Source organism: Ureibacillus sp. FSL K6-2830 (assembly GCF_038004145.1).
In the GTDB taxonomy this organism is placed as follows: domain Bacteria; phylum Bacillota; class Bacilli; order Bacillales_A; family Planococcaceae; genus Ureibacillus; species Ureibacillus thermosphaericus.
Genome location: NZ_JBBOQR010000001.1, coordinates 1,265,364 through 1,278,536, shown reverse-complemented (window position 1 = coordinate 1,278,536; position 13,173 = coordinate 1,265,364). Strand labels below are relative to the sequence as shown.

General features: G+C 37.0%; 18 protein-coding genes and 1 riboswitch. Of the genes, 15 read left to right on the top strand and 3 right to left on the bottom strand.

Features of this window, described 5'->3' with window-relative positions:
- The first annotated feature begins 169 nt into the window (after positions 1 to 169).
- From NSU17_RS06280 to NSU17_RS06270, 3 genes are read left to right on the top strand one after another with little or no spacing between them, the layout of a single operon-like run.
- Positions 170 to 1,372 (top strand): quaternary amine ABC transporter ATP-binding protein, encoded by a 1,203-nt coding sequence (locus NSU17_RS06280; RefSeq protein WP_340704601.1) that lies wholly within the window; start codon positions 170 to 172, stop codon positions 1,370 to 1,372.
- Entirely contained in the window at positions 1,365 to 2,216 is an 852-nt protein-coding gene (locus tag NSU17_RS06275) for an ABC transporter permease (RefSeq protein WP_340704600.1), read from the top strand. Before NSU17_RS06280 ends, NSU17_RS06275 begins: the two co-directional genes overlap by 8 nt.
- A 17-nt stretch (positions 2,217 to 2,233) precedes the next feature.
- Positions 2,234 to 3,121: a glycine betaine ABC transporter substrate-binding protein gene (locus NSU17_RS06270; protein WP_340705486.1), complete on the top strand. Its 888-nt coding sequence runs from the start codon at positions 2,234 to 2,236 to the stop codon at positions 3,119 to 3,121.
- A gap of 32 nt (positions 3,122 to 3,153) precedes the next feature.
- On the opposite strand, the gene NSU17_RS06265 is transcribed toward NSU17_RS06270, so the two are convergent.
- Together NSU17_RS06265 and NSU17_RS06260 are read right to left on the bottom strand one after the other, a co-directional pair.
- The gene (locus NSU17_RS06265) at positions 3,154 to 3,597 is read right to left on the bottom strand and encodes a hypothetical protein (protein ID WP_096550164.1); all 444 of its coding nucleotides are present in this window, start codon (positions 3,595 to 3,597) and stop codon (positions 3,154 to 3,156) included.
- A 470-nt stretch (positions 3,598 to 4,067) separates the two neighbouring features.
- Positions 4,068 to 4,379: a hypothetical protein gene (locus tag NSU17_RS06260; protein ID WP_340704599.1), complete on the bottom strand. Its 312-nt coding sequence runs from the start codon at positions 4,377 to 4,379 to the stop codon at positions 4,068 to 4,070.
- Positions 4,380 to 4,633: 254 nt separating this feature from the next.
- On the opposite strand from NSU17_RS06260, the gene NSU17_RS06255 reads away from it, so the two are divergent.
- From NSU17_RS06255 to NSU17_RS06200, 12 genes are all read left to right on the top strand, one after another.
- Complete coding sequence (locus NSU17_RS06255) at positions 4,634 to 6,325, top strand: FAD-dependent oxidoreductase (protein ID WP_340704598.1); 1,692 nt, start codon at positions 4,634 to 4,636, stop codon at positions 6,323 to 6,325.
- Positions 6,326 to 6,384: 59 nt separating this feature from the next.
- Positions 6,385 to 6,475: riboswitch (guanidine-I (ykkC/yxkD leader) on the top strand.
- A gap of 40 nt (positions 6,476 to 6,515) precedes the next feature.
- Positions 6,516 to 6,872 (top strand): DMT family transporter, encoded by a 357-nt coding sequence (locus tag NSU17_RS06250; RefSeq protein ID WP_340433418.1) that lies wholly within the window; start codon positions 6,516 to 6,518, stop codon positions 6,870 to 6,872.
- Positions 6,854 to 7,171 (top strand): DMT family transporter, encoded by a 318-nt coding sequence (locus tag NSU17_RS06245; protein WP_340433415.1) that lies wholly within the window; start codon positions 6,854 to 6,856, stop codon positions 7,169 to 7,171. The genes NSU17_RS06250 and NSU17_RS06245 overlap by 19 nt, the downstream gene beginning before the upstream one ends.
- A gap of 39 nt (positions 7,172 to 7,210) precedes the next feature.
- Complete coding sequence (gene thpR, locus NSU17_RS06240; RefSeq protein WP_340704597.1) at positions 7,211 to 7,786, top strand: RNA 2',3'-cyclic phosphodiesterase; 576 nt, start codon at positions 7,211 to 7,213, stop codon at positions 7,784 to 7,786.
- A gap of 70 nt (positions 7,787 to 7,856) precedes the next feature.
- The gene (locus NSU17_RS06235; protein ID WP_172597826.1) at positions 7,857 to 7,994 is read left to right on the top strand and encodes a hypothetical protein; all 138 of its coding nucleotides are present in this window, start codon (positions 7,857 to 7,859) and stop codon (positions 7,992 to 7,994) included.
- 105 nt (positions 7,995 to 8,099) lie between these two features.
- Positions 8,100 to 8,357, top strand: coding sequence for a metal-sensitive transcriptional regulator (locus tag NSU17_RS06230; RefSeq protein ID WP_016837692.1), 258 nt, complete (start codon positions 8,100 to 8,102; stop codon positions 8,355 to 8,357).
- 70 nt (positions 8,358 to 8,427) lie between these two features.
- Positions 8,428 to 8,769 (top strand): rhodanese-like domain-containing protein, encoded by a 342-nt coding sequence (locus NSU17_RS06225; RefSeq protein ID WP_168411896.1) that lies wholly within the window; start codon positions 8,428 to 8,430, stop codon positions 8,767 to 8,769.
- A 15-nt stretch (positions 8,770 to 8,784) separates the two neighbouring features.
- Positions 8,785 to 9,081 carry a rhodanese-like domain-containing protein gene (locus tag NSU17_RS06220; protein WP_096550171.1) on the top strand — a complete coding sequence of 99 codons (297 nt, stop codon included), beginning with the start codon at positions 8,785 to 8,787 and terminating at the stop codon, positions 9,079 to 9,081.
- 110 nt (positions 9,082 to 9,191) lie between these two features.
- Positions 9,192 to 9,320, top strand: a complete 129-nt coding sequence (locus NSU17_RS06215; protein ID WP_269471057.1) for a hypothetical protein — start codon at positions 9,192 to 9,194, stop codon at positions 9,318 to 9,320.
- A gap of 84 nt (positions 9,321 to 9,404) precedes the next feature.
- Positions 9,405 to 9,602: a hypothetical protein gene (locus NSU17_RS06210; protein WP_096550172.1), complete on the top strand. Its 198-nt coding sequence runs from the start codon at positions 9,405 to 9,407 to the stop codon at positions 9,600 to 9,602.
- A 154-nt stretch (positions 9,603 to 9,756) separates the two neighbouring features.
- Positions 9,757 to 10,134, top strand: coding sequence for an ArsR/SmtB family transcription factor (locus NSU17_RS06205; RefSeq protein ID WP_096550173.1), 378 nt, complete (start codon positions 9,757 to 9,759; stop codon positions 10,132 to 10,134).
- Positions 10,121 to 12,268: a heavy metal translocating P-type ATPase gene (locus NSU17_RS06200; RefSeq protein WP_340704596.1), complete on the top strand. Its 2,148-nt coding sequence runs from the start codon at positions 10,121 to 10,123 to the stop codon at positions 12,266 to 12,268. The genes NSU17_RS06205 and NSU17_RS06200 overlap by 14 nt, the downstream gene beginning before the upstream one ends.
- A gap of 286 nt (positions 12,269 to 12,554) precedes the next feature.
- On the opposite strand, the gene NSU17_RS06195 is transcribed toward NSU17_RS06200, so the two are convergent.
- Entirely contained in the window at positions 12,555 to 13,085 is a 531-nt protein-coding gene (locus NSU17_RS06195; RefSeq protein WP_340704595.1) for a hypothetical protein, read from the bottom strand.
- Positions 13,086 to 13,173: the final 88 nt, after the last annotated feature.

The following is a 13,173-nucleotide window of genomic DNA, read 5'->3' as shown; positions in this document are numbered from 1 at the left end:
GCTTACAGAAGCAAAATTGAGCTTTTGTAAGCCTTTCTTATTTATATTTTTGTAGTTTCCGAGATTAGCAATTTGACAAAAGTAACAACTTATTGTTAATATTGAGTTGTTACTTTTGTAACATTCTATTCATTTTTAAATAGATCAAAATGGTGGAAAGGAGTATGAGATGGAAAAAATTAAAGTTGAACATGTGACGAAAATTTTCGGTAAACATATAAATGCTGCGATGAAACTCGTGGAACAGAAAAAAAGCAAAACAGAAATTCTCAAAGAAACCGGTGCAACAATAGGGGTTTACGATGCGAATTTCACAGTAAACGAAGGAGAAATTTTTGTAATCATGGGTCTTTCGGGCAGCGGAAAATCGACATTAATCCGTCTATTAAATCGATTAATAGATCCCACTAACGGAAACATATACATCGACGGACAAAATATCTCCAAATTAAATAAAAAGGAATTAAGAAAAATTCGAAGAGATAAAATGAGCATGGTTTTCCAAAACTTTGGATTATTTCCTCATCGAACAATTTTGCAAAATACAGAATATGGTCTCGAAATTAAGGGAGTTCCAAAAGAGGAAAGGCGATTGAAAGCAGAAAAGGCTTTAGACAATGCTGGACTGTTGCCTTATAAAGACCAGTATCCAAGCCAATTATCAGGCGGAATGCAACAACGGGTTGGTCTTGCAAGAGCACTTGCTAATGATCCGGATATTTTACTAATGGATGAAGCTTTTTCTGCGCTCGATCCACTCATTCGGAAAGAAATGCAAGATGAATTATTAGATTTACAACAAAGAATGAAGAAGACAATTGTATTTATTACTCATGATTTAAATGAAGCCCTTCGCATAGGGGATCGCATTGCGTTAATGAAAGATGGTGAAATTATTCAAATCGGAACAGGAGAAGAAATATTAACAAATCCAGCGAATGATTATGTTCGTACCTTTACTGAAGATGTTGACCGTTCGAAAGTATTAACTGTCGAAAACGCAATGATACGTCCAGTGTCCATTAACGTTGAAACAGATGGACCAAAAGTTGCTTTACAGTTGATGAGAGAAGAAAAAGTGAGCGTCATCTTAGCGGTTGATAAACAAAGAAACTTTAAAGGATATATTACTGCTAACGATGCCCTTGAAGCATCTAAGCGTGGTGAAAGGCATCTCCATGGAATATTAAGAAATGATATGCAGACGGTACCACCAGATACGTTAATTCAAGACGTGTTAGGGCCGATGTCCGATTCACCTACACCGATTGCCGTCGTGGAAAACGGAAAATTACTTGGCGTGTTAATAAGAGGAGTAGTGATTGAGACACTCTCTTCATCTAACGGTAATGGAGGTGTTGATGATGAATAAAATGCTCGACTTTATTCCTACACTTCCAGTTGCTGATTGGGTTGAAATGTTCATGGATTTATTAACAGACAATTTTGCCTCAATGTTTTCCTTTATTCAAAAATGGGGAAAAAATTCGATGGAATCCTTTACGGATTTATTGCTGCTTATTCCACCTATTTTATTCATCCTCATTGTCGCTATCATCGCCTTCTTTGCCACAAAAAGGAAATTCGGATTAGCGGTATTTACGATTGTTGGATTAACGTTTATTTACAATCAAGATCTTTGGAAAGAACTCATGAATACCGTCACGTTAGTGGTGTTTTCAAGTATCATTGCAATCATTATTGGTATACCAATCGGAATTTTAATGTCAAAAAGTAATGTTGCGGAGAATATCATTAAGCCGATTTTGGACTTCATGCAAACAATGCCGGGATTTGTATATTTAATACCTGCCGTAGCCTTTTTTGGTATTGGTGTCGTACCGGGTGTTTTTGCATCGGTCATTTTCGCATTGCCGCCTACGGTAAGATTTACGAATTTAGGTATAAGACAAGTGCCGAAAGAGTTGGTGGAAGCTGCGGATTCCTATGGAAGTACAGGTTGGCAAAAACTGTATAAATTAGAGCTTCCATTAGCCAAATCAACAATTATGGCAGGCATTAACCAAACAGTGCTTTTATCATTATCAATGGTCGTCATTGCATCGATGATTGGTGCACCTGGATTAGGTCGGGATGTATTGTCGGCACTACAAAGAGCTCAAGTAGGAAATGGATTCGTTGCAGGTATCAGTTTAGTTATCTTTGCCATTATCATTGATCGCTTAACACAAAGTTTAAATAAAAAGAAATATTAATAGGAAGGAAGTATATGATGAATTTTAAAAAATTTAAGATGATTGGATTAGCTTTAGGTATGAGTGCAGCTTTAGCTGCGTGTGGAAATGGCTCTTCTAATGATGTTGACAATTCAAATAAGGAAGAGGATAAAGAAATCAATTTAGCGTATGTTGAATGGGATTCTGAAATAGCATCAACTCATGTCATTGGAAAGGTGTTAGAAGATTTAGGTTATGATGTAACATTAACACCACTAGATAATGCCATTATGTGGGAAGCTGTTGCAAATGGAGAAGCAGATGCATCAGTAGCGGCGTGGTTACCAGTTACTCATGGTGAACAATATGAAGCATATAAGGATGATATTGTTGACTTAGGTGAAAACTTATCAGGTGCAAAAATTGGATTAGTTGTACCTGAATACATGGAAAATGTAGACTCCATTGAGGATTTGAATAAACACGCTAATATGCAAATAACAGGCATTGAATCAGGTGCCGGTGTAATGCAAGCAACGGAAAGAGCCCTAAAAGAATATGAAAATTTAGCCGATTGGGAATTAGTACCATCTTCTTCAGGGGCGATGGCGGTTGCTTTAGGAGAAGCAATTAAAAATAAAGAAGAAATTGTTGTCACTGGATGGACTCCTCACTGGAAATTTGCGAAATACGAATTGAAGTATTTAGAAGATCCAAAAGGAGTATTTGGTGGGGAAGAAAAAATTAACACATTTGTAAGAAAAGGGTTAGAAGATGAAATGCCAGATGCATTTAAAGTGTTAGATAATTTCCACTGGACAACGGCAGATATGGAATCAGTAATGCTTGATATCAGTAATGGTATGAGTCCAGCAGATGCTGCGAGCAAATGGATTGAAGAAAATGCCGAAAAAGTAGCTAAATGGACAGAAGGAATCGAATAATGAAGTAAGGTGATGCGATTAACGCATCACCTTTATTTTTCTTTTACATCGTATCCTATAACCGTCCAAATGCCTGTTTCATCTTGTCGAATAAGCCTTTTTAAGTATACTGTTTGAATGTTTGTATCTGAATCATTCACTTCAACGATTGCTAGTTCGTTATCGCTATGAAGCAATTTTAAATTCTCCAGTTCAATAGGGTATTCCCCTTCAATACCGCTTGGTGAGATTTGAAGACTTACAAACACTTGTGTGGTTGCAATAGCATCAAGTCTCCACGGCGAATGCCCCTCATCAACACTTTTTTGAGTATTCTTTTCTATTTCTAAATTATATTGAACTTCTACTTGAGGAGAAATTTCTTTCGCTGATACTGGGAACATAATGTTTTCATATATTCCAACACTTTCTAATTCAAAAGTTAGTTCGGTTGATTCAAGATATGCTGGAATTGCATTATAGTCCATAATCTCCACAGTGAAAACCTCCGTCTTTTCCAGATTTCCTAAGAGGAAACATGTTCTAAATGATAGTAGCTTTGTTTTAACTTTATTATTTACAAATTAGATGAAAATATTAATTATTCTTGTCAAGAATAGTATGAATTTCTTTGTTTAATTCTTCTATGTTGACATTTGGAATTAGTGAGTGGCTAAGTTGATATTTTTCTTTTAGCTTTAGAATTCGCATAACGCACCTTGAATATCTTGCATATGAATTTGGGATAAATGTTTATCATAGGAACGAATATCAAAAATTTGCTGTCCATCCATTCCGATTGATCAATTGTGTGCAGGGTAATAAGCGTAATTTCCGACAGTTGTCTATACTGTTCGTAAGTATCAATTTCGATATGTATGATTTTTTTATTAAGGAGTAGCCAAAAAGTTACTCGATTAGATGAATATTGGTAGGTAGAGCGTCGCTACATGTTCGTTTGTAACAATCAAGTTATTTTAGAAATGCAAAAACCTGTGCCTTTTCCATCTTCCGTCGTGATTTGAACAACCGCTTTTTTGTAAGATTGAATGTCCTCTTGAGAGGATAGCTTTGCAGATGTTTTTAGAAATTCGAGTGCGGGGATGGAGTAAATTTCAAAAATTACGGCAAAGGTGCTAAAGGTGAGCATAATCGCCATAATCCAAGCAACGAACTTCACTTTATGAGGCGTTTTTTTTTTCGGTTCTGTGATTCCTTTTAGCTTGGCTTCCCGCTCTTTTTCTAACGCTTCCTCTTGTGCTTCTAAATACGAGTTCAAGAAATTCTTCTACACTAATAGGATCGAACTCATCTTTTTCCTCTTTTGACATTTAACCCCTTTTTCAAGGAAGTTCCGTTAATGTTAACAATACTGCATCTTACATTCATTCTCCAAGAAAAGCTTTGTTGACAAAATACCTATGGGGGTATATATTGTAATTAAATTAGTTCTTCTTTGAAAAATTACTGTTGATGCACAGAGGTTTTGGGGATGAAACAAAATACCATTCAGGGTATAAAGGAGTGCTTGATATGAAGAAAGTATTGATAGTGGGAGGCGTAGCTGGTGGTGCAACAGCTGCTGTGAGAATTCGCCGTTTGGATGAGAAAGCAGAAATTATTATGTTTGAGAAGGGGCCGCACGTGTCCTTTTCCAATTGTTCATTGCCGTATTATTTAGGGGGAGTTGTTGAGTCAAAAGAAAAATTAGTGTTGATGACGCCTGAGAGCTTTAAAACGAAATACAATATTGAAGCCCGCGTAAATCAAGAAGTCATTCGAATTCATCGGGAAGAAAAGACAGTGGAAATAAAAAATTTAGAAACAAATGAAGTGTATAAGGAAAGTTATGATGTTCTCATTCTTTCACCGGGGGCAAATCCTGTTGTGCCTCCTTTTGAAGGGGTGAACCTGCCTCATGTATTTACTGTAAGAAATGTAGCCGATATTGATCGATTACATCAATATGTGAATCAGTCGAATGTAGAAAGAATTGCTGTCATTGGCGGTGGATTCATCGGAGTAGAAGTGGCAGAAAACTTGAGAGAAGCTGGAAAAGTAGTCACATTGGTTGAGTACTCCCCGCAAATTATGGCACCGTTTGATGAAGATATGGTGCAGATTCTGCATAAAGAAATGCTTGACCATGGTATTCAATTAATTGTGGGAGATGGGCTGAAGAAAATAACAGAAAATGCAATTGAACTTAATTCAGGAAAACAAGTGGAAGCCCAAGCGGTTGTGCTGGCAATTGGGGTAAAGCCTGAAATCACTCTTGCGAAAGAAGCAGGACTTGAAATTGGCGAGTTGGGCGGCATTAAAGTCAATGCCAACTATCAAACGTCTGATCCATCCATTTATGCGGTAGGAGATGCCATCGAAGTGTACCACCGCTTAACCCACAAACCAACAAGACTTGCTTTAGCAGGACCAGCTGTGCGACAGGCAAGAGCGGCAGCAGACCATATATATGGTCAAAAAACGAATAATAAAGGAGTTATTGGTTCATCAAGCGTCAAAATTTTTGACTTAAATTGTGCCGTGACGGGATTAAATGAAAGAGCAGCAAAAGAGGCTAACATCAGATATGATAGTGTTTATGTGATTGCACCGGATAAAGTGGGACTCATGCCAAACAGCAATCCGCTTCATTTTAAACTCATTTTTGAAGTACCTACAGGTAGAATCCTTGGTGCTCAAGCCATTGGAAAAGGAAATGCAGATAAACGAATTGATGTGATTGCCGCTTTAATTACGATGGGGGGTACCCTTGAAGATTTAAAAGAGCTTGAATTAACCTATTCTCCAATGTATAGCACCGCTAGGGATGTTGTGAATATCGCTGCTCTTGTCGGATTAAATATTTTACATGCAGATTATAAGCAAGTTCACGTTTCCAAAGTGCGAAACTTAGTTGAACAAGGAGCAACATTTATTGATGTTCGGGAAAACCATGAATTTGAAAGTGGCCATTTAGTAAATGCTATTAACATTCCGTTGAGCGAATTGCGCGAGCGGGTAGATGAAATTCCTCGCGATAAACCAGTTTATATCCATTGCCGTTCAGGACAACGGAGCTACAATGCAGTAAAAATCTTACAACACTTAGGCTTTGCAAATGTTTATAACGTTTCCGGTTCATTTTTAGGGATTTGTTTATATGAATACTTTACAGATGTGACAACTAGCAGAGAAAAAATCGTAACAGATTACAATTTCAAATAAACAGTTCGGATTTGCAACTTTCTTGCCAATATGGCACAATAATTATCAAATTAAACAAAAAAACAGTTTTCTAGGGTTCCGCTATTTGTAGGTCTGGTCCGAGAGAAAACGACGCATTTGCGTACACGGAAGGATAAAAGCCTGGGAGATAAATCTATCTCTTTAGGCTTTTTTTGTTGGAGGAGTGAATATGAACAAACAGTGGATGAAAGTCTATGTCGCAGCTTTATTTGAAGTGCTTTGGGTTATTGGTCTTGCTCATGCAGGTACTTTCCTTGAATGGTTAGGAACAATCATCGCCATCATCTTAAGCAATTATTTATTAATCAATGCATCTCAATATTTGCCTGCAGGAACAGTATATTCAGTATTTGTTGGATTAGGGAGTATAGGGGCTGTCATCAGTGAAATTGTATTTTTTAGCGAGCCTTTTCATCTTTTAAAAATTTTATTCATATTGCTCATTTTAGCAGGTGTGATCGGATTGAAACTTGTGACAGATGAAGAGAAAAAGGATGTGAATAAGGAATGGCATGGGGAGCGTTAATTATAGCTGGATTATTGGAAACGTTAGTTGTTGCGGCGATGAATCAATATGCAGCTCGTAGCAGTTGGAGACCGATTGTGATATTTAGTACCAGTTTTGTTGGAAGTTTGTTTCTATTGCAATTTGCGATGCAAACAATTCCAATGGGAACAGCTTATGCAGTTTGGACAGGAATAGGTGTTGTCGGTGGTACCCTAGTTGGTATGCTCTTTTACAAAGAATCACGTAATTGGAAAAGAATCGTGTGTATTTTTACCATTCTATTAGCGGTGATTGGTTTAAAATTATTAGAGGGGTAAATACTATAATGAATTGTTAATTAGGAACGGGGGATTTTATTGGCAAAGCATCATTATTTTTTTGCAGTAAAATTACCGAAAGAAGCAAAAGATTTCTTATATGAATGGATTCAAGAAAGAAAAGGAGATTTCCCTTTTACTCGGTGGGTTCATCCGGGAGATTACCACATCACCTTAGCTTTTTTAGGGTTTGCTGAAAAATTGATGCTAAATGAAGTCGTGGAAAAGGTAAAACCAATCTTAGAAAAAGAATCTTCTTTCACCTTGACGTTGAATTCTTTAGGGATTTTCGGTCCGAAAAAGGCTCCCAGAATTTTTTGGGCAGATGTGGAATCATCAGAACAGCTCGATTCCATCCAAAAATCGGTATATAGGGAATGTGAAAAAACGGGTTTTCAATTGGATAAAAAACCTTTCCGTCCGCATATAACGTTAGCGAGAAAATGGAAGAGTGAGGATGCTTTTGAAGAAGGAACGTTATTACAAATTCGGGAGAAAGATGGAAAAACCTTTTCTTTCAATGTAACGGAAATTGTTCTTTACGAAACACATTTAGATCGAACGCCGAAATATCATGAGTATGTAAGCTTTCCTTTAGCAATTCCAGGCGGTTAAATTAAAATCCGTATCATAAGCTTACCCCTTCCTTAATAGGATAGTAGTAAGACAGATGAAGGGGTTGCTTATGAAATTAAGACAAGCTTTCGTATACTTAATACTTTTATTTGCTATTGCTTATTTTTTTATTTATGACCGTGAACCGCTGCAATCCGTTCAGTTTTCCATTATAATGTCTGGATTATTAATCATGATTCATAGATGAAATAAAGCGATTCGTTCCTTTAATCGCTTTTATTATAGTTGACTTTATACCTACGAGGGTATAAACTAAAATTAGAATAAGCGTCAAGAAAGAAGGGATACATAATTGAAAAAATATGATGCGAAAACAAAAAATCGCATTAAACGTATTGAGGGGCAAATACGCGGAATACTGCGCATGATGGAAGAAGGAAAAGATTGTAAAGATGTTGTAACTCAACTTAGCGCTGTGCGTTCTGCAGTCGATCGAACAATTGGCGTTATTGTAAGCGAAAATTTAATTGAATGTATGAATAATAGTAAATCAGAAGATGTAGATGAATTAGTACAAGAAGCCATTAATTTAATCGTAAAGAGCCGTTAAAAGATAGCTGTATAATCAGCTATTTATTTAGCTTAAAAATTATACCTATAAGGGTATAGGGGGTAGAAATATGGAATGGATCGTGTTAGCAGTCATCATTGTGTTCATTGCATGGCGCTTAAAGCCGGTAAATGTGAATACTATTTCAACAAACGAATTGAAGAATATGTTAAACGACAAGGACAAAGTATTGATTGATGTACGAACTCCTGCAGAATATAAAGCCAATCATATTCGGCAATTTCAAAACTTGCCATTAGGTTCAGATTTTACAAAGCTTCCAAAGGATAAAGAAATCATTGTCATTTGTCAAAGCGGGATGAGAAGTAGCCAAGCTTGCAAACAATTAAAAAAGCTAGGTTATGAACGTGTCACAAATGTTCGTGGAGGCATGAATGCTTGGAAAAATTAAAAGGAGGATTTATGCATGAAAGAAATTAGTGCGAAAGAAGTGCAACAACGTTTAGAAGGTGGAGAGCGACTAAATATACTGGATGTTCGTGAAATAGAGGAATACCACGGAGGGCATATTCCGGGAGCAGTTAATATTCCATTAGGGTTACTTCCTATTCGCATGAATGAATTGTCAAAAGATAAACCGTATATTGTCGTTTGTTTAGCAGGTGGTCGCAGTGCCCAAGCAACAACGATTTTAGAGAAAAATGGGTTTAATGCTACAAATATGATTGGTGGCATGAGTGCTTGGGAAGGTGAAGTTGAGTAGTCGTGTGAGGATCATTTAATTTTGAAGGGTTCAAATAAATATTAGGGTTCTCGTTGAAAAGGCATACTTTCTATCTTTTTTAATAAGATATACAAAAGGAGTTGTTTTCAATGAGAATTCCAGGTTTACCTAAATCAAACACGCCAAAAAGAGAACGAAAATTATTAAAAGTTTTTACGGAAGTTGCCATGAAAAAGATGAAGAAAAAAGGGTATGTTCGAGTACCTCCGAGAAAATAAAGCTGTTCTACTATTTAGGAACAGCTTTATTTTGTGGTAAAATTTAACTGATTATTTTATGTAGTTTGAATAGGGGATGGAGAAATGTTGATAGAAGTCTTAAATGGCATAGCTATATTATTTTATTGGACTTGGTTTGTTTGGCCGTTTGTTTTTGTATTTTCTCTCGTTTATTCGGTTGCTTCATTTATAAAGGATCAACGAGCATCTACAAAGCCAATTTTTATTGCAGGTTTTGCATTACTAATCATGATTTCACCTATGGTCGCTGTATGGAATTAAGCAAGTGTTGTCAGAAAATACGATTCAAACCGTGCATCTTCTACTAGATGTACGGATTTTTTTATTTATTACATTCAAATAAATATTTGAATATTAACCTTTTACATGATATACTAATATTCAAATAAGTATTTGAATGATAGTGGGGAACGATATGCCAAAAGAACACGATGTTTGTGAAGTTACCTGTATCGATGAGGTAAAAGTAAAGAGAGTTCAGGAGCAACTTGCTCAACAAAAAACGCTGGAAGTGGCCAAGATTTTTAAAGCCCTTGCTGATGAAACACGCATAAAAATTGCATATGCATTAGCCGTGGAAGAAGAGTTATGTGTGTGTGATGTAGCTAATATTATCAATGCTTCCACTGCAACTGCTTCCCATCATTTAAGGTTGTTACGCAATTTGGGGCTAGCAAAATATAGGAAAGAGGGAAAGCTTGTTTATTATTCTCTCGATGATGATTGCGTGAAGCAGCTCATAGAGATTGCTTTCAAGCACCAACAAGAGGTGACGAAAGTTGAAAGAAGTTGAGAAACAAATTTATCGTGTAGAAGGCTTTTCATGCGCAAATTGTGCGGGGAAATTTGAACGGAATGTGAAGGCATTGCCGGGAGTGGAGGATGCAAAAGTCAATTTTGGCGCATCTAAGATCACCGTATTTGGGCATGCGACAGTAGAAGAATTGGAACGAGCAGGAGCCTTTGAAAATTTAAAAGTATATCCGGATAAAGTGATTCGTAAATCCTCGACTAAAAAAGAGGATCAGCAAGAATCGACAGTACCCTTTTATGAAAAATATCAAACGTTATTATTCTCTGGGTTACTGATTGTTCTCGGGTATGTTTCAACCTTTGTAAATGGGGAAGATAATCTCATTACTGTGTTGCTCTTTATTTCTTCTATCATCATAGGAGGATATTCGCTGTTTAAAGTAGGGTTAAATAATTTAATCCATCTCGACTTTGATATGCGAACGCTCATGACAGTTGCAATTATTGGTGCGGCTATTATCGGTGAATGGGCGGAAGGTGCCATTGTCGTCATTTTGTTTGCCATTAGTGAAAATTTAGAGCGATATTCAATGGATCAAGCGAGAAAATCCATTCGTTCGTTAATGGAACTTGCTCCGAATGAAGCTTTGATTCGACGAGGCGGTGAAGAATTAATCCTTCCAGTTGAAGAGATAAAGATTGGGGATATTATGATTGTAAAACCTGGCCAGAAGATTGCAATGGATGGCGTTGTGGTGAAGGGGACATCAACTGTAAACGAAGCAGCAATTACCGGTGAATCGATTCCTGTTGAGAAAAAGGAGAAAGATGAAGTCTACGCTGGGACGCTCAATGAAGAAGGATTATTGGAAATTCGAATTACAAAATATGTAGAAGATACAACCTTATCGAAAATCATTGAATTAGTTGAAGAAGCGCAAGAAGAAAGGGCTCCTGCACAAGCCTTCATCGACCGATTTGCAAAATACTATACGCCTATTATTATGATCATTGCTTTGCATGTAGCGATTGTTCCACCATTATTTTTCGGTGGAGTTTGGCTAGAGTGGATTTATCAGGGGTTAGCAGTATTAGTTGTTGGTTGTCCATGCGCCCTTGTAATTTCAACGCCAATTTCGATCGTTTCGGCTATTGGTTCTGCTGCGAAAAAGGGCGTGCTCATCAAAGGCGGTATTTATCTTGAAGAAATGGGTTCATTGAAAGCTGTCGCCTTTGATAAAACCGGTACGTTGACGAAAGGATTACCTGTGGTGACAGATGTGAAGGTAATGGATGAAGGGTCAAATGAAAAAGAAGTACTGGAGATCGCTTATACATTAGAAAAAAGCTCCAATCATCCGCTGGCATCGGCCATTGTGAGAAAGGCGGAAGAGGCAGGAGTGAATCATTCTGAATTGGTAGTGGAGCAACTCAAATCCATCACAGGTAAGGGAATTCAAGCGACCATTGGAGGAGAAACGTATTATATTGGAAGTCCAAATTTATTTTTAGAGATTTTCCAAAGTGGTTTGATGGAAGTTATTCAGAAAGAAGCGACGACACTTCAAAATGAGGGCAAAACGGTGATGTTTTTAGGAACAAAAGAAAAAATTCTCGCGGTCTTTGCCGTTAGAGACGAACTTCGCGAAACTAGCAAAGAAATGCTGGAAAAATTGCATGAGTTCGGCATTGAAAAAACGGTGTTATTGACAGGGGATAATGAAGCAACCGCAAAAGCCATAGGGATTGAAGCAGGAATTTTAGAAGTAAAAGCGGATTTAATGCCTGAAGACAAGTTAGAGTTTGTGAAAACGTTGCGAAAACAATATGGTAAAGTAGCGATGGTAGGGGATGGTGTAAACGATGCCCCCGCTTTAGCGGCCGCCACAGTTGGCATTGCTATGGGTGGTGCGGGAACAGATACAGCCCTTGAAACTGCTGATGTTGCGTTTATGTCCGATGATTTAAGCAAACTACCCTTTACGATCAAATTAAGTCGCAAAGCATTGGCTATTATTAAAACAAACATCGCCTTTGCTTTAGCGGTGAAACTTCTTGCGTTGCTACTTGTCGTTCCAGGGTGGTTAACTCTCTGGATTGCCATTTTCTCAGATATGGGCGCAACGTTATTAGTTACATTAAATAGTATGAGGTTATTGAGAGTTAGAGAATGAAGTCATTCCATCAGCAATAATTTGATTTTTGCTGATGGAATTTTTTTATTGGGGATAGGTAAGAATTTGGGAAAGCGGTTTTCGAAAAAGTTGCAAGTAATGGGGAAAACCCGGGTAAGTCAAGATATGTAGTTCCAAAAGGGAAAAACATCGCACATGAAAGTTGGGGCGAATACCTAGATGACAACCATATTTTCTTATAACTTACCAGTATTTTAAAATCGCTAGTATTTTCTAGTAACAAACCATGAAAAAACGCACCTTGTATAACAAAGTGCGTACATCATTATCCTTTTTTCTCCTCTCTTTTTGGAAAAATCACGTATGAAAAACATATTAGAAAATCTATAATCAATACAATTGTCCACAGACTTAAAACACGCATAAGTGGATCAATTTCTTCCCCAACATACCATATCATAAGGCCAAGGAGGCTACATCCAATGATATACGCTAAAAGATGGCGGCCCCACATCTTCATTTCATAAACAGCTTTAGCCTTGCCATATAATATTTTTTTCTTGGAAGGCTTCTTTAATATCCAATTTTGGAATTTGCTATCTGCCCAGGCAATCATAGATTTTCCGTAAGCAATCGAAACTCCAATGTAAATAGCAGCAAGACCATGGGCAAAACTTGCTGTGGCTCCGTTTTTCAAATCGATTGCAGTAAGTACTAGCAATGCAAAATCTATAACGGGTGTAAGTAAGAAAAAGAAGATGCTGAGTCTATTTCGTTTCCATATATATCGTGTGAAAAGCCCTGCAATAATTACAATCCAGAAAGCAATTTCAGCGGCAATGATCCAAAAAAGCATTCAATAGCTCACCTCACAATTATTTAATACATCTGTATTAAAATAATACTATGTTTTATTATTTAATACAACTGTATTAAAAAATGTT

Excerpts from the sequence above, each read along its gene's own strand:
- NSU17_RS06280 (WP_340704601.1), top strand. The coding sequence starts at position 170 with ATGGAAAAAATTAAAGTTGAACATGTGACGAAAATTTTCGGTAAACAT.
- NSU17_RS06275 (WP_340704600.1), top strand. The coding sequence starts at position 1,365 with ATGAATAAAATGCTCGACTTTATTCCTACACTTCCAGTTGCTGATTGG.
- NSU17_RS06270 (WP_340705486.1), top strand. The coding sequence starts at position 2,234 with ATGAATTTTAAAAAATTTAAGATGATTGGATTAGCTTTAGGTATGAGT.
- NSU17_RS06255 (WP_340704598.1), top strand. The coding sequence starts at position 4,634 with ATGAAGAAAGTATTGATAGTGGGAGGCGTAGCTGGTGGTGCAACAGCT.
- NSU17_RS06250 (WP_340433418.1), top strand. The coding sequence starts at position 6,516 with ATGAACAAACAGTGGATGAAAGTCTATGTCGCAGCTTTATTTGAAGTG.
- NSU17_RS06245 (WP_340433415.1), top strand. The coding sequence starts at position 6,854 with ATGGCATGGGGAGCGTTAATTATAGCTGGATTATTGGAAACGTTAGTT.
- NSU17_RS06235 (WP_172597826.1), top strand. The coding sequence starts at position 7,857 with ATGAAATTAAGACAAGCTTTCGTATACTTAATACTTTTATTTGCTATT.
- NSU17_RS06225 (WP_168411896.1), top strand. The coding sequence starts at position 8,428 with ATGGAATGGATCGTGTTAGCAGTCATCATTGTGTTCATTGCATGGCGC.
- NSU17_RS06220 (WP_096550171.1), top strand. The coding sequence starts at position 8,785 with ATGAAAGAAATTAGTGCGAAAGAAGTGCAACAACGTTTAGAAGGTGGA.
- NSU17_RS06215 (WP_269471057.1), top strand. The coding sequence starts at position 9,192 with ATGAGAATTCCAGGTTTACCTAAATCAAACACGCCAAAAAGAGAACGA.
- NSU17_RS06210 (WP_096550172.1), top strand. The coding sequence starts at position 9,405 with ATGTTGATAGAAGTCTTAAATGGCATAGCTATATTATTTTATTGGACT.
- NSU17_RS06205 (WP_096550173.1), top strand. The coding sequence starts at position 9,757 with ATGCCAAAAGAACACGATGTTTGTGAAGTTACCTGTATCGATGAGGTA.
- NSU17_RS06195 (WP_340704595.1), bottom strand. The coding sequence starts at position 13,085 with ATGCTTTTTTGGATCATTGCCGCTGAAATTGCTTTCTGGATTGTAATT.